Consider the following 16,370-nt stretch of genomic DNA (forward strand, 5'->3'; position numbering starts at 1 on the left):
TCAATGCACGCCATCGCCTTTAGCCAGCAGGCGTACCTCAACAGTGTTGCCTTCGCCTTGTAAAACAGGGCTTCCTTTGGCAAACTCGGCCGCCTCATCTATCGAGTTGGCTTTAACTACTACATAGCCACCAAGCGTTTCTTTTATTTCGCCAAACGGGCCGTTAGTAACCACCTTATTGTGATGCACTACTTTGGCATCGTCAAATAATAAACCATTACCCTTGCCCTCGAAATTGCCTGTAGCGGCAAGGCCGTTAAGCCAATCCATAGTTTGCTGCATCCATTGTTGCATTTGCTCTGGCGATGCTATTTTGCTGCCGTCCTGGTGCCTGAAAATTAACATGTACTCTTTCATTTTTCTGATGTTTTAAATGTTATCGGATAATTGAATTATACCGGTATATCAAATGAGAGCGATACAATTGGACAAGCAAACAAAGAAAGTTAAGCTTTAAACTTTGGCCAATACTTCCAAAATATCCACCCAAACAACAAACCAACCAAAGTACCATATATGGCCCCTGTAATTACATCTACGGGGTAATGCACACCTACATACACCTGCGCAAAGCTGATAGCCGCTGCCCAGATTAAAGCAGCGGGCAATACCCATTTGTAACGCCTGTAAAATACCATGATTAAGAAAACCGAGATAGCAAAATGGTTAGAAGCATGGGCTGATGGAAAACTATAACCTGTGCCGCAGGCTATCCGGCTTATAATGGTTGATGCCATTGCCGGGTCATTACAGGGCCGTACCCGTTGATATGTTGATTTAATAACGGACGCACTGCCAAAATCTGCAACACCAAAGCAAAGGGCCAATAACACAATTATTATTACACCCTGTTTTTTATATCGCCAAAGGCAAAAAATAAATATAAACACATAAACGGGTATCCACGTTGACGGATTACGCAAAACGGGCATTAATACATCAAAAAACGAATTACTTAAATCGTGATTGATGAAATGGAATAAGTGCCGGTCAAGTTGCAGCAGGTAATCTGGCATTTGTTGTTAATTGCGCTATAAAGATAGAAACAATCTTTATAGCGCCAACGTTGCTAAACGTTTAGTCATCGCATCTTATAATTTTCAACATTGCCAGCCAATTTCATCAAACGTTCACTTAATATCCTTACTTTTGCCGCATTCATTATTAGCTAATATTTTGACTTTAATAAAATCAATTTCGGGGATACGCGGCACCATTGGTGGTGCAGCGGGCGATGGTTTAACGCCATTGGATATCGTAAAATTTACATCGGCTTATGGTGCCTGGGCTGTTAAGAAAACGGGTATCAAAAAGATCGTTTTAGGCCGCGATGCACGCATATCGGGCAGTATGGTAAATAATATTGTTACCGGTACATTAATGGGTTTGGGTATTGATGTAGTTGACATTGGTCTGTCAACAACGCCAACGGTTGAAATTGCTGTGCCTTTAGAAAAAGCCGCCGGTGGTATCATTCTTACCGCCAGCCATAATCCAAAACAATGGAACGCCCTTAAGCTGCTAAATGCCGATGGCGAATTTATTAACGATGCCGACGGTAAAGAAGTTTTAGAGATAGCTGAAAGCAGTAATTTTACTTATGCTGATGTTAGCGCATTGGGTAAAGTAATATTTGACGATAGCTACCTGCAAAAACACATCGACCAGATACTGGCCTTGCCGTTGGTTGATGTTGACGCTATTGCCAAAGCTGATTTTAAAATTGTAATAGATTGTGTAAACTCTACCGGTGGCATATTTGTGCCGGCTTTGCTGGCGCAATTAGGTGTTAAAACGGTATATAAACTGTTTTGTGAGCCCGATGGCGAGTTTGCGCATAACCCGGAGCCATTGCCTGAGAACCTGATTGCACTTTCACAAGAAGTTACAAGTAATCGTGCTGATTTGGGTATAGCTGTTGACCCGGATGTTGACCGCCTTTGCTTTGTTTGCGAGGATGGCAATATGTTTGGCGAGGAATATACGCTGGTTGCCGTTGCTGACTATATCTTAAAAAACAATAAAGGTAATACGGTATCCAACCTGTCATCAACCCGCGCCCTGCGTGATGTTACCGAGCAAGCGGGCGGCGAATACCACGCTGCTGCGGTAGGCGAGGTTAACGTGGTTAACAAAATGAAAGAAGTGGGTGCGGTAATAGGCGGCGAAGGTAATGGCGGGGTAATCTATCCCGAATTACATTATGGCCGTGATGCTTTAGCCGGGATAGCTTTGTTTTTAACACACCTGGCTAAATATGGCAAACCGATATCGCACCTGCGTGCTTCATATCCAGGCTATTTTATATCTAAAAACAAAATAACGCTTACCCCAGAGATGGATATTGACGCGTTGTTATTAAAGGTTGAGGATAAATACAAAGATCAGCCACATTCAACAATAGACGGGCTGAAAATAGAATTTGATAAACAATGGGTACATTTGCGCCGTTCTAATACCGAGCCAATTATCCGCATATATTCTGAGGGTGATTCTGAAACGGTAGCTAATAACTTAGCTAATAAGATCATTGCTGATATAAAAGACATATTAAAACTTAGCTAATTGTTGAGTTATTGAATTAATCAATTATTGATTGGTTCAATTCATTAATAAGAAGTATTGCTATAATTAACTGATTTACAAGTAAGCTGAATGTGGGTTAATGACCGCTAAATCATTAATTAAATAATTCAGCAATTCATAATTAACTGATGAGGGTATACCTTGATAATGCTGCTACAACGCCGTTGGATGCAGAAGTAATTAAAGTTATGTGTAACGCGATGGAAAGCACTTATGGCAATCCGTCGTCAATACACGCGCATGGCAGGGAAGCAAGGTCGCTGATTGAAAAAGCGCGTAAAACCATTGCTAACCTGTTGCACGCCTCGCCGGCCGAAATATTTTTTACCAGCAGCGGCACCGAAGCCGATAACACCGCTATACGCTGTGGTATTGTTGATAATAACATTACCCACGCTATCACTACCCATATAGAGCATCACGCGGTTGTACATACGCTTGAGGCTATGGAAAAAGCAGGCATCATTAAGCTAAGCTTTGTTAATGTTGATGATAAAGGCAATGTAGACTACGCCCATTTAGAGCAACTATTACAGGATAACCAGCGCAGCTTTGTATCCCTGATGCATGCCAATAACGAGATTGGTACCCTTACTGACATTGAGAGGGTAGGCGAGCTTTGCGAACAATACAATGCCATTTTCCATTGCGACACCGTACAAACCATGGGGCATTTCCCGCATGACCTGGGTAAGCTAAAAGTGCATTTCCTGGTTTGCGCGGCTCATAAATTCCATGGGCCTAAGGGCGTTGGATTTTTGCACATTAACCATAAAATAAAAATCAAACCGTTTATTTATGGCGGGGCACAGGAGCGTAATATGCGCGGCGGTACCGAAAATGTTTACGGCATAGCAGGCTTAGCCAAAGCGCTTGAAATGGCTTATGCCGATATGGAGCAGCACCGTCAACATATCCAGGGTTTAAAATCTTACATGAAAGATCAATTGATCGAGGCTATCCCTGGCATTAAGTTTAACGGCGAGACCGGCGAAGATAAAAGCCTGTATACTGTACTAAACGTTTCGTTCCCCGAAACAGACATGGCCGATATGTTATTGTTTAATCTTGATATTGCGGGTATTTCTGCTTCAGGCGGTAGCGCCTGTAGTTCGGGTACGGACATTGGGTCGCACGTACTTACTGGTATTGGCGCAAGCAGTACCAGGCCATCTGTAAGGTTCTCATTCTCAAAATATAATACAAAAGACGAGATAGACTTTGTAGTGAACAAAGTGCGTGATCTTTTTGCGGTGAATGTTTAATTCTGTGCAACTAAATTTCTTCTAACAAAATACTGGCACGGTTTTCGGGGTTTTATTATTACTACTAAATAATAAAACCTATGGAAACTAAGAATCAAAATTCCGGAAACGGTAACCGTCCAGAAGAAAGACCTGAAAGACACCAGTCAGAACAAGAAGGTTCAGGTGTTGCAGCACACCGCGAGCAGCAACAACAAGACAGCAATAATGCTGACGTTACTCCACCAAATCATAAAGATTTCCCGACAGTAGGGCCAGGCAAGGTAGACTTTGAAAGCCGACCGCATGGCCGTACGACCGGCCGAATGGTAGGGCATGAGCCGGGTACCGAAAGCTTGTAAAAGTAATAGTTCGATTTACATCGAAAGGGGTATCTTAACAGGTGGCCTTTTTCACTTAAAACTAAAGCTATGAAAACTAACAATCAAAATAGGGTTAATAATACTAACAGTAGTAATAATGAGCCCGAGAAAACCGAAAGACCACAGCAGGTTAATCAATCTCAAACAAAAAACACAACCGACAAAAAAGGTACGTATATAAAAGATATGCCGCCAATTGACGGCGCAAGGCCAGGAGTGATTTAGTAGGTAGGTATAAACAAAAAAGGGATGAACATTACGTTCATCCCTTTTTGTTATCTATATCCCGAAGGATATTATTAATTCTTCATCATCTTTAAAAATGCTGCCAATTCATCCTTCATCTCGCGGCGGTCGACAATAAAGTCAAGGAAACCGTGCTCTTGTACAAACTCTGCAGTTTGGAAACCTTTAGGAAGGTCTTTCTTTATAGTTTCCTTAATAACCCGCGGGCCGGCAAAGCCTATTAATGCACCGGGTTCGGCAATATTAATATCGCCCAACATAGCGTATGATGCGGTAACACCTCCCGTGGTAGGGTCAGTCAATAAAGATATATAAGGTATTTTAGCTTGCGATAGTAAAGCCAGCTTGGCTGATGTTTTAGCCATCTGCATTAAAGAGAAGGCTGCTTCCATCATCCTTGCACCGCCTGATTTTGATATCATCAGAAATGGTACCTGGTTAGCTATACAATAATCAATAGATCGTGCGATCTTTTCGCCGACTACTGATCCCATTGAACCGCCAATAAAATTAAAGTCCATACAGGCAATTACCAGGTCCTGCCCGTCAATTTTACCGACAGCGGCGCGTATAGCATCCTTTAAACCTGTTTTAAACTGGGTTTCAACCAGGCGCTCGGTATATTTTTTAGTATCGGTAAAGTTTAACGGGTCGCCTGATGTCAGGTCGGCAAACAGTTCAGTAAACTCGTTATTATCAAATAAAACAGAGAAGTATTCTTTTGATCCTATCCGCAGGTGGAACCCGCAATAATGACAAACGTATTGATTTTCAACCTGCTCTGAGTAATGCAAAGGTTTTTTACATTGAGGGCATTTGTTCCAGATCCCATCGGGGGCTTCCTTCTTCTCCTCAGTAGTCGTAATTATCCCTTTTATTTCACGTTTAAACCACGCCATATCTATGTCTAGCTCTTTCAATATGCAAAGAAACGAAAAAAGATCGTAATGGTTTGCGCTTTCAATTTAAAAATTGCGCCCCCATTTTATTATGTTTTTACTTTCAGGATAAACCAACTAATAACCAGTGTGGAAAAATATTGAAAAAATATTAAGTTTTTATGTACTACATAATATCTTAATATTTACATTTGTTTATCGGCTACTCTTGCCGGCAATAAACCAATTAATACTTTTTAACCGAATCATTTTTATTAACCTAATTAACACCTGTTTAATTTATGTAGTACATAACTACTAAAAAACACACTATGAGAAAAAAAGTTTTTTATTTATTACTGCTGGCAATGTGTTTTGCCATTGGTAAAGTAAACGCGCAATCAAATGCGTTTACCGTCTCCGGCGTAGTTACCGACGGAGCCAAGAACGAAACCCTGCCGGGTGTAAGTGTACTGGTAAAAGGCACAACTACAGGCACGGTTACAGATGTGAATGGGAAATTTACCCTAAATGTACCATCAGCAACTTCAACCCTGGTGTTTTCATACATCGGGTATGATAACAGCGAGGTAGCGCTTAACGGCAACGCCAATATAAAGGTAACGCTGTATGTTAATGAAAAATCATTGCAGGAAGTTGTGGTGGTGGGATATTCAACACAAACGCGGGATAAAAACGTGGCGGCCATTTCAAGGCTTGATCAAAAACAATTGATCAATACGGCAAACCCAAGCCCGCTGGCTGCTCTACAGGGTAAAATTGCCGGTGTGTCCATACCATTAAACAACGGTCAGCCTGGTTCGGCACCGGTTAATATTATTATCCGCGGCGGTACCAAGGCAAACGTGTATGGCCAGGGTACAGGTAATGCCAATGGTAACCCTTACCTTAACTCAGACGCGTCAAGCCCGCTGGTGGTTATTGATGGTGTTTTCCGCACGTTGAACGACCTTAATCCCGATGATATAGAATCGTTACAGGTAATGAAAGATGCTGCTTCTACCGCCATTTACGGTGCCCGTGGTGCCAATGGCGTAATAGTCGTAAAAACAAAAAGCGGTAAATTTGGATCAGGCAAGGCTAATATAACTTTTAACTATCGCACTAACCGCGAGGTTCCGATGGGTATGGAAAAGTATATGTCGGCAGCGCAGTACATCGCGTTAGCACGTACTACCATAAAAAACACTTCCGATCCGTTAGATAAGAACGCTTTTTTGAATAATGCCGGTTTTTCGGCAGGTACAAAGGTGTATACCGCCAAAGGGCAATATGGTAATGCAATATATACCACGGCTTTGTATGATAATATTGTGAATATCGAGGGCCAGCCATACGTAAACAATCTTTTAGCCCATGGATGGGAAACAATGGATGATCCCACTAATCCAGGCTCAAAACTATTGTTTGCTGATAACCATTACCAGGAGCTTTTATGGAATACCGGTACCACCAATAACTATAATTTTGGTATTGATGGCGGCAGCGATGTTTCAAGCTATAATGTATCATTTAACCATGTTAACCAGCAAGGTACGTTTGTGGGTACCAACTACAAACGCTACAGCGCGTTAGGCAATTTTAGCTTTAAAGCCAGTAATAATGTGCAGGTAAACGCTATGGTAAACTACCAAAACATTCTGCCAAACTATGTTGATGGTTATACTAATGATATTGTAAGGGCAACACGCATTACGCCGTTAATAAGGTTATTTAAAGATGACGGTACGCCAACTACAGGCGAGCTGCTTACCGTGCGTAACCGCTTCCATACCCTGGCATATGATAACAATGATATCTCGACTGAAAGAGTGGTATCTAAGTTTGACCTTGACTGGAACATCGTAAAAGGTTTACATTTCAGGCCGGCAGTATCTTATGTGTTAAGCGATGGCAAAACGATATTTTCTCGTAAAGCATTTCCGGACCCTATCCAATTTGCTCAAAGCAGGTTAAAGACCGAAAATCAAGACAATAGCCGCCAACTGATGATAGACCAGGTATTGCAATATGATTATACGTTAAAAGATGATCATCATTTTATGATATTAGGTGGTTTTAACTATACGCATACCAACCGTAATACAATAGATATTGGTTCGCAAAGAGGCACAAATGATTACATTACCACTATAAGCGAGCCTGCTTTAACAACCGTTAACGGTGTTACAGTAACCAACGTAACCAGTTTTGGGACTTCGTTGTCAGAAAGTAAGTCTGTCAGTTTTTTTAGCCAGTTTAGTTATGATTATAAAGCTAAATACCTGGTTAATGCCACAATAAGGCGCGATGGTTTTTCAAACTTTGCACCGGCCAACAGGTATGGAACTTTCCCGTCGGTGTCATTAGGCTGGAATATTTATAAGGAAAATTTCTGGAAAGTAAACCCGAACATAGTAAGCTCGCTTAAACTACGCAGCGGTATAGGCCAGGTAGGCCTAAGCGATTTATTGTATACCGATACTTACGGTGGTTATACTGCTGTTGTTTACGACCAGTTATCAGGTATCCAACGTGCTAACCTGGCAAACCCTAACTTAAAATGGGAAACTACGCAGACAACAGACGTAGCACTGGATGCAGGCTTTTTTAATGACCGTGTAAACCTGACCGTTGGTTATTATAACCGTTTAACCAGGGATAGGATCGACTCAAAACCACTGCCGGCCGAAGCACCTTTCTCGTCTATCGTGTTTAATAACGGCTCTTTACAAAACCGAGGTATCGAGATAGAGTTGCAGGCAAGCATACTGCGCGGCAAGAACTTTAGGTGGAATACCACTTTTTCTTACGCTCATAACATGCAGAAAATAATATCGCTGCCAAATAATGGGCGCCTTAAAAACAGGCAGGGTGGTGGCGTAATTGCCGACCCAAATACAGGCAAAGATATTGAAGTTGGCGGTTTTGCTGAAGGCGAGCGTCCATACGGGTATTATGCATGGCAGGTAGTTAAAGTTTTCTCTACCGATGCAGAAGCCGCTGCCTGGAGCGCAACACATAAAGACCAGGCATCAACAACAGGTGGCCTGGCTATTGGTAAAAAAGCCGGCGATTACCAGTTTGAAGACGTTAACAACGATGGTGTAATTGATAGCAAAGACTTAAGGTTTATGGGTTATAAAACACCAGATGTTGTCGGCGGTATGCAAAATACATTCAGCTACAAAGCATTTACGCTGCGCTTCAATGTCGATTTTTCTTTGGGTAACGTAATATCAAATGGTAACCTGGCCCGGGCGTTAGGGCAGGCAAGGGCCTATAACGAGGGCGCACCAATTGAAGCATTGGGCAATGATATCTGGCAAAAACCGGGTGATGTGGGTAAAAAATATGCCCGCTTCTCCTTCGGTGATGCTGATGTTGGTCAAAAGAACTATGTAAGGCAGGCCGCTGCCGATGTGGGCACAGGCAGCGCATATGCATCTGACGTATCAAGCATGATAAGCAAAGGCGATTTCCTGGCCTTTAGGGAACTTTACTTAAGCTATGATTTTTCGAAGAAGCTTTTAAGCAAGATCAAATCAACAGGGTTAACCCTGTTTGTTAGCGGTACTAATCTGGGCTATATCACTGCCTACAAAGGGCAGAATCCTGAGAGTACTGTTGGTTTTGATCCGGGAGGTTATCCGCGCCCAAGACAATATACGTTTGGTGCTTCATTGAAATTCTAATCCTGAAAAAACATGAAAATGAAAAAAATATATATAGCAACGATCTTAAGTGGATTAATGCTGACAGGCATAACAGCTTGTAAAAAAATGTTAGATGTTACACCCAAATCGCAAATAACAGGGCAGGTGTACTTTAAAAATGAGGGCGACTTTGAACCTTTTGTTATAGGTACTTATCCATCAATACGCGCGTTTGCAAACTCAATTACTTACGGTACCGAGCGTAGCGAAGAGTTAATGCAAGGGCCAAATGCGCGCTTATCAACCGCGTGGTCGCAAATACTTACGCCCACAGTTGGTACTATTAATTATAACGGGCAGTACAAAGCCATTGGCAGTTGTAATTTATTATTAGAGACCATACAGCCATTTAGTTTTGCAAACGCGGCGTTAAAAAACCGCCTGATAGCCGAGACGCTTTGCCAGCGTGCCTATACTTACTTTTTCCTGGTAAGAGTAATAGGCGATACGCCGTTAATGTTAACCGCTATTACAGATGATAATGTACCGTTATTGCCACGCGCAAAAACAACTGATGTGTTAAAACAGATCTTTGCTGATCTTGACCAGGCTATTAGCTTATTCCCTGAAAAAACTTACGTTAATAAATACCGCTTCTCTTACGGTGCGGCGCAGGCATTAAAAGCCGAGGCTAAATTGTGGAGCGCCAAAGTAGCAGGCGGCGGCACCACCGACTTTAATGACGCGTTGACTGCGGCTGCTGCTGTCGAAACTACCGGCGTAAGCTTATTAAATAACTTTAAAGACATTACAACTACCCGCGCTAACGCCGAGGTGATCATGTCGGCTTATTTTCAACGGGATGAAACGGGCGCTACTTCAAATTATGCGTTAAACGCTTTGCCGTTCCTGTCTACTGTGCAAGGCGCTGTTAATATTGACAGTATTCCTTATACATTAACATCAACAAATGGTCAAAGCGGGTACGAGATCAGCTTAAAAAGCAGGCAATTGTTTACCGGTTTAACTACTGATAAACGGATCCCCTTCACTTTTATAGCCGAACGCCATGGTACTGCAGCAGCTAATCATTTCTGGGCTATAAAACTACCGGGTAATAAATATCCAGACGACCGGATCTCTGACAACGACGTAATTATGTGGCGCCTGGCGGATGTTTATTTAATGGAAGCCGAAGCGTACGCCGGCCTGGATAAAACACCCGAAGCTATTACTTACCTGAACAAAGTAAGAGGTAGGGCAGGGATTGGTAATTATACGGGCGCTACGGATAAAGCAACGGTAGAGCGTGCCATTTTTGATGAACGCGGCCGCGAAATGTTTTTCGAAAACAAGCGATGGTATGATATCGTGCGTTTCCATTATGGCGGTACTATTAATGCTTACACCTACGTGCCAAACCTGGTTGGCAAGACCACACCATTATTCTGGCCGCTATCTGCAACGGTATTGGCTGCCAATACAAAACTCGACCAGACGCAAGGATATCCAAAGTAAACCAAAAATAAACTCACCAATAAATTAAAGATTATGAAAAAACAATTCGTTGAAACCGGTAGATCGCCTTTTTACAGGCCGTTTCTGGCAGTTGTTGTAACCGCTTCTTTATTTGTCACAGCGTGCAACAAAAACAATTCCGTACAAAAAACGGCTGATACTATCGTTACCCCCAGTGGAGACCAATCAACCAGCCTGACTACTTATGGTGTTTATGATTTTATTACGCTTTTCCCTACGGCAGGTAACACCAGTTATACATCGTACAGGATCCCGTCGATAATTAAATCAAAAAACGGGGTATTAATAGCTGCCTGCGAAGCGCGTAAAGTTGATGGCGATGCAGGTGATATCGACGTAGTTGTTAGAAGACTTTTAAAGAATAGTGACGGGACCTATCAATCAGGTATCGTAGCCTCGCAATGGACAACGCAAAAAATCGTGGCTGGCTTCACCAGCATCACCATTGCGCCTATCCCTGCCGGAGGGCCTGCGCAGCCCGACTCTAAGCTGGGTACCTGGGGCAATCCAACCATGGTGGTCGATCAATCAAACGGCAGGGTTTGGTTGTTTATGAATTATAACGATAAAGACCATAGTCAGCAAGGCGGCGGTGGTTTCCTGCCCATAGACTCGTACGGCGAAAGAAGGACTTTTGCTTGTTACAGTGACGATGATGGCGCAAACTGGTCTACACCTGCAGACCTGACTTTAGACGTAACCCCAAACACTTTTGATTGGGATGCCGCTGGCCCAGGTATAGGGATCCAGAAACACTTTGGTGCTACTACAGGCCGTTTAATTATTCCGGCTTTGAAACGGAATATTTATAGCGATGATCACGGCGCTCATTGGACAAGTAGCCCTGTACCATCCTCATTGGGGACTTCTGAATCTACAATAGTTGAAAAGCTGAATGGTACCTTATATCGTAATGACAGGCCCGCGCCAAAACCGGATGCATCTGTAAGTTACAGGAGAACATCTTACGGCGACATAGGCAGTTGGACAAGCGCATTTACCAATAACACCTTATTGCCCGACCCGGCCTGCCAGGGCTCTATCCTGCGTTATACCGAATCAAAACCAAACAGGATCTACTTTATGAACTCGGCCAGTCAAACCCAAAGACGGCACCCTAAAATCAGGATCACTTATGATGAAGGTGGTTCATGGGAACGGAGCCGGGATATACCGGAAAGCGGAAATGGTACTACCACTATATTGGGTGGCTATAGCAGCTTAGTAAAAACCGGTGATAACCTGACCGGTTTATTGATAGAGTTTAACAACAACGGCCCCATGACCCTACAATATCATAAGTTTAGTTTAACCTGGATATTGCAAGGAGCAGGCGAACCAACGGGATATTAAAAACAATCACACTAAATACCAGCCCGGTAACTTATTATAGTTGCCGGGCTTTTTATTGTAATATGATGTAACTTTTATAATATCCTATCACTTTTATAGACATTTTTTCCGTAAAAACGGATAAATTTTTTACCTTCGGGGCCCAAACAAAAGGCAATGGATTTAAAAAATTATAAAGGAGTTTTGCACGGTGACCAGGTGCAGGAACTATTTGAAGCCGCTAAAAAGCATCAGTTTGCTTTACCTGCGGTAAACGTTATAGGTACCAACACAGTAAATGCTGTTATGGAAACTGCAAAGGCGGTTAACTCGCCGGTAATTATCCAGTTATCGCATGGTGGCGCGCAGTTTTATGCGGGTAAGTCATTAGATAACTCTAAACTGCAGGCTTGCATATTAGGTGCTACATCAGCTGCACGGCATGTACATTTATTAGCCGAGCATTATGGTGTTGCTGTAATTTTACATACAGACCATGCTGCTAAAAAGTTATTGCCATGGATTGATGGTTTATTGGATAATGGCGAGAAATTCTTTGCTGAAACCGGCAAGCCATTGTTCTCATCGCATATGTTGGATCTTTCTGAAGAGTCAATCGAAGAAAACATCGAGATCTCTGCCAAATATTTAGCGCGTATGGCTAAAATGGGTATGACATTGGAAATTGAATTAGGTGTAACCGGCGGCGAAGAAGACGGCGTTGATAACAGCGATGTTGATAGCTCTCGTTTATACACCCAGCCAGAGGATGTAGCTTATAGCTATGAGAACTTATTAAAAGTTAGTCCGCGCTTTACTGTAGCTGCTGCTTTTGGTAACGTACATGGTGTGTACAAACCGGGTAACGTAAAATTACAGCCGGTTATCTTACATAACTCGCAGGAGTATGTTAAACAGAAGTTTAAGTTAACTGCCGAAAAACCTATCAACTTTGTATTCCATGGTGGATCTGGTTCAACCCAGGAAGAAATTCGCGAAGCTATTGGCTATGGTGCTATAAAAATGAATATCGATACTGATATGCAATGGGCTTATTGGGAGGGTATTAAAGATTACTATCAATCAAAAGAAGCATACATGCAAGATCAGATTGGTAACCCTGAAGGTGCCGATTCGCCTAACAAAAAATACTACGACCCACGCGTATGGTTACGCAAAGGTGAAGAGAATTTTGTTAAACGTTTAACTACCGCTTTCGAAGATTTAAACTGCATAAACGCGACAGATAAATTATAATTCATAATTAACTAAATTTATAAAAGCGCCGATGTGAAAACATTGGCGCTTTTTTTTAGTTATAGGTTCATAATTGATAAAACAATGGCAACTAAAAAGAAGAATTTTTTTGAACGGTTTTCTAATTGGGCGACAGCAGCAACCGGCAGCTCTGCCGCATTTTTAATAGCTATTACGGTTATTATTATATGGCTGGTAACCGGGCCTATTTTTGATTATTCGGATACATGGCAATTGATCATTAATACAGGGACAACTATCATCACCTTTTTAATGGTATTCCTGATCCAGAAATCGCAAAATAAAGACTCGAAGGCTATCCACTTAAAATTAAATGAATTGTTAGCATCGCACCAGGGCGCCAGTAACCGGATGGTTGATATTGAGGATATTACCGAGGACGAGTTAGACCAGCTGCATAAATTTTATGTGGAATTGTCTGACCTTGCAGAGAAAGAAGATGACTTGACCTGTACGCACTCTATTGACGCGGCGGAAGAAAATCATAACTTTAAACTTTCAGGTTATAAATCTAAAAAGCATTACAGTGATGCCCGAGCCAAAAAAGATTCAAGTAAACAAAGTAAGTGACCCCGATAGCCTTGAAAAGGTATTTGCCATACGCCGCGAAGTTTTTGTAGGCGAACAAAACTGCCCGCCCGAACTGGAGTGGGAGCACGAGGACGAATCGACCCATTTTTTAGCTACTGTTGATGGCGTACCCGCCGGTGCATCGCGCTGGCGCAAAACAGCTAATGGTTATAAGCTGGAGCGCTTTGCTGTACTAAAACAATTTAGAGGAAAAGGCGTGGCCCAGGAGTTAGTTCGCACTGTTTTAGGAGATCTACCGCCCGATGCTGATTACATTTACCTTAACGCACAGATTTTAGCTGTAGGCTTATACGAAAAGTTTGGCTTTGTACAGGAAGGCCCGCAGTTTGAAGAAGCGGGGATACAGCATTTTAAAATGGTGAAGCGGTAAACACCTACAATCATATTCTTACCCAAACACCCTCACCGAATAATCCAACGCCTCCTGTAATTTACCGTAATCAAGCTCCTGGAGCGCGTTTTGTGATTTGAGGTAACTTGCCAGGTTTTCGGTAGCGATGTTGCCTGTAAGCTCGTCTTTTGCCATTGGGCAGCCACCGTACCCTTTTAATGCAGTGTCAAATCGTTTGCAGCCACTTTGATAGGCCGCTTCTACCTTATCATGCCAGGTATCCGGTGTGCTGTGCAGGTGTACGCCAAATTCTGTTTTTGGGAATTGGGTACTTAGGCTGGTGTAAATGCTTTTTATTTCTTTGGGAGCAGCAATGCCGATAGTATCAGATAATGCAATAATGTTAATACCTTCATTAACCACTCGCTCTGTCCATTGTTGTACTATCTCTACGTTCCACTCATCCCCGTAAGGATTACCAAACCCCATGGACAGGTAAACCAGCAACTCTTTGTTTTTATCAGCACATAAACCTTTAATCCGCTTAACGGTTTCAAAAGCATTTGCAACTGTCGAGTTGGTATTACGCATTTGGAACGTCTCTGAGATAGAAAAGGGGTAACCCAGGTAAGTTATCGCCTCATGCGCCGAAGCGTCCTCAGCGCCCCTGTAATTGGCTATAATGGCTAATAATTTTGACTCTGTGTTACTCAGATCAAGCTGGGCCAGTACTTCTGCCGTATCCCGCATTTGCGGGATAGCTTTCGGCGATACAAAACTTCCGAAATCTATCGTATCAAAACCTACTTGCAAGAGCAGGTTGATATAACGCGCCTTCACATCTGTTGGCACAAAATCGTGCAAACCCTGCATCGCGTCGCGGGGGCACTCTGTAAGTTTTATCAAAGCATCGGCCATTAGCATGCAAGTTAGTCAGCTTTTGCCAACTGTTTATCTTTTTTGGGCAATTCTTCTGGCTTAAATCTGCGGATGATCAGCCTGCTGCCGCCATTATTGGCTAAATAGTTACCTATCCAGTTAATAAACACAATTACCTTGTTGCGGAAACCCAGCAAGGATACCAAATGCACAAACATCCATATCAGCCAGGCAAAAAATCCCTGGAACTTTATCTTGCCCAAATCGGCAATGGCTTTGTTACGGCCTATGGTAGCTAACGATCCCTTGTCGTTATACTTAAACGGAACGGTAGGCTCGCCTTTAATTAAATGCATTATGTTTTTGCCTGCCAACGTGCCTTGCTGTATGGCAACTTGTGCCACGCCGGGATGGCCCTTTGGCGTTTCATCGGATATCATAGCGGCAACATCGCCTATGGCAAAAACGTTTTCCGAGCCTTTTATCCGGTTAATTTCATCAACGCTTATACGGTTGCCACGCTCAATAATGTCTTTGTTTACACCATCGGGTATAACGCCCATAACGCCGGCGCTCCATATCACGTTTTTGGTTTTGACAGATTTGCCGCCCTCAAATTTTATTACTTCGCCATCGTAGCTTTCTACTTTAACGTTTAATAAAACATCAACACCCATATCGGTCAGGAACTTTTTGGCTGCTTTTGATCCCTCGTCCGAGAAAGGCCCCAGTACTTTCGGAAGAAAATCAACCAGATAAACTTTCATGTCTTCTTTTTTCAGATCAGGATAATCGCGGGTTAGGATATGGTTACGAAGCTCGGCTAAGGCACCGGCAAGCTCTACACCCGTAGGGCCAGCGCCAACCAGTACAAAGGATAGGTAAGGTTCTCTTTCTTCTTTGGTGGCTTTTAATGAGGCTTCTTCGAGGTTTTGCAGGATAAGATAGCGAAGGTTTAGTGCTTCGGGTATCGATTTCATCGGCATAGCATAATGTTCTATCTCTTTATTGCCGAAGAAATTGGTTGTTGAACCGGTTGCAATCACCAGGTAATCATAAGCGATATCGCCAAGATCAGATTTAACTATATTTTTCTCCATATCAACGCCTGATACTTCGGCAATGCGGAACCTGAAGTTTTTTTGGCTTGCAAAGTTTTTTCGCAAGGAGAATGCGATAGATTCAGACTCTAAACTGCCGGTGGCTACCTGGTACAGTAATGGCTGAAATGTATGATAGTTATGCTTATCGAGCATTAAAACATCAACCGGTTTATCGGCCAGTTGCTTGGCTACTTCTAATCCGGCGAAGCCGCCGCCTATTATTACTATCTGCGGGAATTTTGATTTAGTTGAACTCATTATTATGTTCTTTTAAATGCAGTGGTAAACAACTTATTAAATCGGTTACACCATGATAATTGTTTA

15 protein-coding genes are annotated in these 16,370 nt (G+C 42.6%); 10 read left to right on the forward strand and 5 right to left on the reverse strand.

Going from position 1 to position 16,370, the window contains the following annotated elements; genetic code table 11:
- Together ABIB50_RS24410 and ABIB50_RS24415 are read right to left on the reverse strand one after the other, a co-directional pair.
- A complete protein-coding gene (locus ABIB50_RS24410) occupies positions 1-357 on the reverse strand; it encodes a YciI family protein (protein WP_429384145.1) in 357 nt (118 codons plus the stop codon).
- An 89-nt stretch (positions 358-446) separates the two neighbouring features.
- Positions 447-1,016, reverse strand: coding sequence for a phosphatase PAP2 family protein (locus tag ABIB50_RS24415; RefSeq protein ID WP_429384147.1), 570 nt, complete (start codon positions 1,014-1,016; stop codon positions 447-449).
- 160 nt (positions 1,017-1,176) lie between these two features.
- On the opposite strand from ABIB50_RS24415, the gene glmM reads away from it, so the two are divergent.
- The 4 genes from glmM to ABIB50_RS24435 all read left to right on the forward strand — a co-directional run bounded on the left by glmM (position 1,177) and on the right by ABIB50_RS24435 (position 4,438).
- Positions 1,177-2,565, forward strand: a complete 1,389-nt coding sequence (glmM, locus tag ABIB50_RS24420) for a phosphoglucosamine mutase (RefSeq protein WP_429384149.1) — start codon at positions 1,177-1,179, stop codon at positions 2,563-2,565.
- Between the two features lie 149 nt (positions 2,566-2,714).
- Positions 2,715-3,851, forward strand: coding sequence for a cysteine desulfurase family protein (locus tag ABIB50_RS24425; protein ID WP_429384151.1), 1,137 nt, complete (start codon positions 2,715-2,717; stop codon positions 3,849-3,851).
- A gap of 80 nt (positions 3,852-3,931) precedes the next feature.
- Entirely contained in the window at positions 3,932-4,192 is a 261-nt protein-coding gene (locus tag ABIB50_RS24430; protein ID WP_429384152.1) for a hypothetical protein, read from the forward strand.
- A gap of 69 nt (positions 4,193-4,261) precedes the next feature.
- Positions 4,262-4,438, forward strand: a complete 177-nt coding sequence (locus ABIB50_RS24435; protein WP_429384155.1) for a hypothetical protein — start codon at positions 4,262-4,264, stop codon at positions 4,436-4,438.
- Positions 4,439-4,512: 74 nt separating this feature from the next.
- On the opposite strand, the gene accD is transcribed toward ABIB50_RS24435, so the two are convergent.
- A complete protein-coding gene (gene accD, locus ABIB50_RS24440) occupies positions 4,513-5,358 on the reverse strand; it encodes an acetyl-CoA carboxylase, carboxyltransferase subunit beta (RefSeq protein ID WP_429384157.1) in 846 nt (281 codons plus the stop codon).
- Positions 5,359-5,669: 311 nt separating this feature from the next.
- Between accD and ABIB50_RS24445 the strand changes: the two genes are divergently transcribed.
- The 6 genes from ABIB50_RS24445 to ABIB50_RS24470 all read left to right on the forward strand — a co-directional run bounded on the left by ABIB50_RS24445 (position 5,670) and on the right by ABIB50_RS24470 (position 14,103).
- Positions 5,670-9,032: a SusC/RagA family TonB-linked outer membrane protein gene (locus tag ABIB50_RS24445; protein WP_429384158.1), complete on the forward strand. Its 3,363-nt coding sequence runs from the start codon at positions 5,670-5,672 to the stop codon at positions 9,030-9,032.
- Positions 9,033-9,050: 18 nt separating this feature from the next.
- On the forward strand, positions 9,051-10,511 hold the full coding sequence (locus ABIB50_RS24450) for a RagB/SusD family nutrient uptake outer membrane protein (protein ID WP_429384159.1): 1,461 nt from the start codon (positions 9,051-9,053) through the stop codon (positions 10,509-10,511).
- Between the two features lie 33 nt (positions 10,512-10,544).
- Positions 10,545-11,885 (forward strand): sialidase family protein, encoded by a 1,341-nt coding sequence (locus ABIB50_RS24455; RefSeq protein WP_429384160.1) that lies wholly within the window; start codon positions 10,545-10,547, stop codon positions 11,883-11,885.
- A gap of 156 nt (positions 11,886-12,041) precedes the next feature.
- On the forward strand, positions 12,042-13,121 hold the full coding sequence (gene fbaA, locus ABIB50_RS24460; protein ID WP_429384163.1) for a class II fructose-bisphosphate aldolase: 1,080 nt from the start codon (positions 12,042-12,044) through the stop codon (positions 13,119-13,121).
- Between the two features lie 84 nt (positions 13,122-13,205).
- The gene (locus tag ABIB50_RS24465; RefSeq protein ID WP_429384165.1) at positions 13,206-13,712 is read left to right on the forward strand and encodes a low affinity iron permease family protein; all 507 of its coding nucleotides are present in this window, start codon (positions 13,206-13,208) and stop codon (positions 13,710-13,712) included.
- Entirely contained in the window at positions 13,672-14,103 is a 432-nt protein-coding gene (locus tag ABIB50_RS24470; protein ID WP_429384168.1) for a GNAT family N-acetyltransferase, read from the forward strand. The genes ABIB50_RS24465 and ABIB50_RS24470 overlap by 41 nt, the downstream gene beginning before the upstream one ends.
- A gap of 18 nt (positions 14,104-14,121) precedes the next feature.
- On the opposite strand, the gene ABIB50_RS24475 is transcribed toward ABIB50_RS24470, so the two are convergent.
- Together ABIB50_RS24475 and ABIB50_RS24480 are read right to left on the reverse strand one after the other, a co-directional pair.
- Positions 14,122-14,982 carry a hydroxymethylglutaryl-CoA lyase gene (locus ABIB50_RS24475; RefSeq protein WP_429384170.1) on the reverse strand — a complete coding sequence of 287 codons (861 nt, stop codon included), beginning with the start codon at positions 14,980-14,982 and terminating at the stop codon, positions 14,122-14,124.
- Positions 14,983-14,993: 11 nt separating this feature from the next.
- Positions 14,994-16,304 (reverse strand): NAD(P)/FAD-dependent oxidoreductase, encoded by a 1,311-nt coding sequence (locus ABIB50_RS24480; protein WP_429384172.1) that lies wholly within the window; start codon positions 16,302-16,304, stop codon positions 14,994-14,996.
- Positions 16,305-16,370 lie beyond the last annotated feature (66 nt).

Origin of the sequence: Mucilaginibacter sp. UYCu711 (genome assembly GCF_050433825.1) — a bacterium.
Classification (GTDB): domain Bacteria; phylum Bacteroidota; class Bacteroidia; order Sphingobacteriales; family Sphingobacteriaceae; genus Mucilaginibacter.

Coding starts and splice junctions, on each gene's coding strand:
- ABIB50_RS24455 (WP_429384160.1), top strand. CDS start 10,545: ATGAAAAAACAATTCGTTGAAACCGGTAGATCGCCTTTTTACAGGCCG.
- ABIB50_RS24470 (WP_429384168.1), top strand. CDS start 13,672: ATGCCCGAGCCAAAAAAGATTCAAGTAAACAAAGTAAGTGACCCCGAT.
- ABIB50_RS24450 (WP_429384159.1), top strand. CDS start 9,051: ATGAAAAAAATATATATAGCAACGATCTTAAGTGGATTAATGCTGACA.
- ABIB50_RS24465 (WP_429384165.1), top strand. CDS start 13,206: ATGGCAACTAAAAAGAAGAATTTTTTTGAACGGTTTTCTAATTGGGCG.
- ABIB50_RS24445 (WP_429384158.1), top strand. CDS start 5,670: ATGAGAAAAAAAGTTTTTTATTTATTACTGCTGGCAATGTGTTTTGCC.
- accD (WP_429384157.1), bottom strand. CDS start 5,358: ATGGCGTGGTTTAAACGTGAAATAAAAGGGATAATTACGACTACTGAG.
- ABIB50_RS24410 (WP_429384145.1), bottom strand. CDS start 357: ATGAAAGAGTACATGTTAATTTTCAGGCACCAGGACGGCAGCAAAATA.
- ABIB50_RS24475 (WP_429384170.1), bottom strand. CDS start 14,982: ATGGCCGATGCTTTGATAAAACTTACAGAGTGCCCCCGCGACGCGATG.
- ABIB50_RS24430 (WP_429384152.1), top strand. CDS start 3,932: ATGGAAACTAAGAATCAAAATTCCGGAAACGGTAACCGTCCAGAAGAA.
- ABIB50_RS24415 (WP_429384147.1), bottom strand. CDS start 1,016: ATGCCAGATTACCTGCTGCAACTTGACCGGCACTTATTCCATTTCATC.
- ABIB50_RS24435 (WP_429384155.1), top strand. CDS start 4,262: ATGAAAACTAACAATCAAAATAGGGTTAATAATACTAACAGTAGTAAT.
- fbaA (WP_429384163.1), top strand. CDS start 12,042: ATGGATTTAAAAAATTATAAAGGAGTTTTGCACGGTGACCAGGTGCAG.
- ABIB50_RS24425 (WP_429384151.1), top strand. CDS start 2,715: ATGAGGGTATACCTTGATAATGCTGCTACAACGCCGTTGGATGCAGAA.
- ABIB50_RS24480 (WP_429384172.1), bottom strand. CDS start 16,304: ATGAGTTCAACTAAATCAAAATTCCCGCAGATAGTAATAATAGGCGGC.